The sequence below is a fragment of the Glutamicibacter sp. genome, from assembly GCF_035257265.1.
Classification (GTDB): Bacteria; Actinomycetota; Actinomycetes; order Actinomycetales; family Micrococcaceae; genus Glutamicibacter.
Genome location: NZ_DATEXC010000054.1, coordinates 1 through 2461 on the forward strand (window position 1 = coordinate 1; position 2461 = coordinate 2461).

General features: G+C 57.7%; 3 protein-coding genes. 2 read left to right on the forward strand and 1 reads right to left on the reverse strand.

Translation table 11 applies throughout. The features are described 5' to 3' along the window. The first annotated feature begins 418 nt into the window (after nucleotides 1-418). Together VJ369_RS15135 and VJ369_RS15140 are read left to right on the forward strand one after the other, a co-directional pair. The gene (locus tag VJ369_RS15135; RefSeq protein WP_324092879.1) at nucleotides 419-718 is read left to right on the forward strand and encodes a hypothetical protein; all 300 of its coding nucleotides are present in this window, start codon (nucleotides 419-421) and stop codon (nucleotides 716-718) included. 49 nt (nucleotides 719-767) lie between these two features. Further along, nucleotides 768-2138, forward strand: a complete 1371-nt coding sequence (locus VJ369_RS15140; protein WP_324092880.1) for a transposase — start codon at nucleotides 768-770, stop codon at nucleotides 2136-2138. Here the strand turns inward: VJ369_RS15140 and VJ369_RS15145 are convergent. After that, the coding region (locus VJ369_RS15145; protein WP_324092881.1) for a hypothetical protein at nucleotides 2106-2461 on the reverse strand (356 nt) is incomplete at its 5' end. The genes VJ369_RS15140 and VJ369_RS15145 overlap by 33 nt on opposite strands.

The following is a 2461-nucleotide window of genomic DNA, read 5'->3' on the forward strand; positions in this document are numbered from 1 at the left end:
GCCGACTCTCTGATGTTTGACGGAATCCGTAAAATGGCTATCATGTCTGAATGGCATTAAGTTAAGCACCAATGCATTCTGTATCAATACGTTACGAGGCTCTCAGCATTTAGTCAGGTAGCCACCCAGCGAGGTGGACTGATGCATGACGGTGTAGGATTCGCCATCTTTTAGTCCATATAGAACTCAATAGTACAAGATGCGATCCCCCATAACCGCCAGTAGGACAACAGGTACGGCTATCTTAATGACATTCGGCACATGTGCCATTATCCGCCGCTCGCTCCTAGAACCCCACTATGAAACGACCATGGCGGCCATGGAGTGTATCAGCGTGCTGCAAGCCAAGGCGCGCCGCGTGTTGAGCCAGACCCCGGCATGATCGACATGGCCGCCATGCTTGACACCGGATTTCCCCATGCCGTACCCTCAAGGCATGGAAGTGCATTTTACCCCTGATGTCGAAGCGAAGCTGCACGCCCTGGTCACGGAAACCGGACGCGCGGCGGATGAGTTTGTCCAGGACGCTATGGCCGGGTATTTCGAGGAGTTGGCCCAGGTGCGCGCCATGCTCGACGGCCGTTATGACGAGATCACGAGCGGTCCGGTCAAGCCCATGGACGGCGAAGCCTTCTTTGAACGTCTGCGGCAACACGAGGAAGCTTTGCTCAAGAAGCCTACGCCCCAGCCCTTCCAAGGTCCTGCTATTTTTTGGTAACTTTGTGCCTCTCGCAAGGAGAAGAGATCCTGTGAAGGAGGGGCTAAGGATGTCGATGGCGCTGGGGAAAGTCTTCGAACCGTTTGCGGAACAGCGACCGATCTGTGTGATGGCCCGTGGCGTGTTGGAGCATCTGTGCAATGCCGAGCGGATCGATGCGCTGTTTGCCCGCACTGCCCAAGTGCAATATACGCGCGCGGTGTTGTTTTCGTCTGTGGTAGATCTTATGGGCCAGGTCGTCCTGGGTGTCCACCCCAGTGTGCATGCTGCCTATCAAGCGCAGGCGGACCAGCTTGGTGTCTCGGATCAAGCCATCTATGATAAATTGAATCATGTAGAATTGTGCGTCTCGGCTGAGTTGGTCCGGGATGCGGCACGGCAAGCGGCCCTGGTAATTGGTGAGCTGCACGCAGAGCTGCCACCGCTGGTGCCAGGATACCACACGAAAATTCTCGATGGGAATCATCTCGCGGCCAGTGAACATCGCCTGGAAGAACTGCGCCGGACGTGGGCGGCACCGTTGCCTGGCCAGATTCTGGTGGTGTTGGATCAGCAGCAGATGCTGGCCACCGAGGTCGTCTTGTGCGAGGACGGCCACGCGCAGGAGCGGTCGTTGCTGGGCCAGGTCCTCCCCTTGGTCACCCAAGACGACTTATGGGTGGCGGATCGAAACTTTTGTACGGTCGATTTTCTGGGGGGTATTGCCGCGCGTGGTGGCTGCTTTGTCATTCGTCAGCATGGGCAACTGCAGGGCACCTTGGTCGGCTCGCGCACATACCAGGGGGCCATCGACACCGGGAAAGTCTACGAACAAAGGATCGATCTCGTGCACGCCCAGGGTGACACGATGCCCCTGCGGCGTATTACCGTGGCCTTGCATGAGCCCACCCGGGATGGGGACGCCGCCATCCACCTCTTGAGCAACGTCCCGAGGCGGCACGCAAGCGCCCAGACCCTCGCGGCAAGTTACGGCAAGCGGTGGACGATTGAAACGATGTTTCAAGAATTGACCGAAACATTGACCTGCGAAGTCCATGCGTTGGGCTATCCCAAAGCCGCCTTGTTTGGTTTCTGCTTGGCGTTGCTGGCCTACAACGCCGTGGCGGTGCTCAAGGCGGCCTTACGTGCGGTCCACGGGGGTGCACAGGTCCAACAGACCATCTCCATGTATTACCTGGCGTTAGAAATCGCGCAGACGTATGACGGCATGATGGTCGCCATCCCCAGTCCATATTGGATGGTCTTTCGTACCATGAATGCCAGGCAACTTGCCGACGTCTTAAAAGAGCTGGCGACGTACGTCAACCTGCGACGCTACCAGAAACATCCGCGCGGGCTCAAGAAGGAACGCACGCAACGAACGGCCTACAAAAATGGTAACCACGTCTCAACGGCGAAAATTCTGGCCAAACGAATCTAGGTCTACAAGTACCTTGGGAGGGCTGGTCTTCAGGGCCATAAATAGCGTATGGGCATTGTTTGCATGCGCTGTGGCAGCGTCTCGGTTCCCTTGCGCGTGGGCGAGTTCGGCAAGAGCCAGATGGGTGCGCCCGACCTCGAAACGCCCTTGGGTCGAGGTAAAGGTCTGCAGCGCCGCCATGTAATGAGTCTCAGCCTCTGCTGGAGCCCCGCTTACCTGGGCAATACGGCCCAGAGCCCGCTGAGCCCAGCCAATGCCGTGCTGATACCGGCAATCCCTGGTGATCTCTAACCCCTGGAGGACTGTGGCTCGCGCTTGGTCGA

Excerpts from the sequence above, each read along its gene's own strand:
- VJ369_RS15135 (WP_324092879.1), top strand. The coding sequence starts at position 419 with ATGCCGTACCCTCAAGGCATGGAAGTGCATTTTACCCCTGATGTCGAA.
- VJ369_RS15140 (WP_324092880.1), top strand. The coding sequence starts at position 768 with ATGTCGATGGCGCTGGGGAAAGTCTTCGAACCGTTTGCGGAACAGCGA.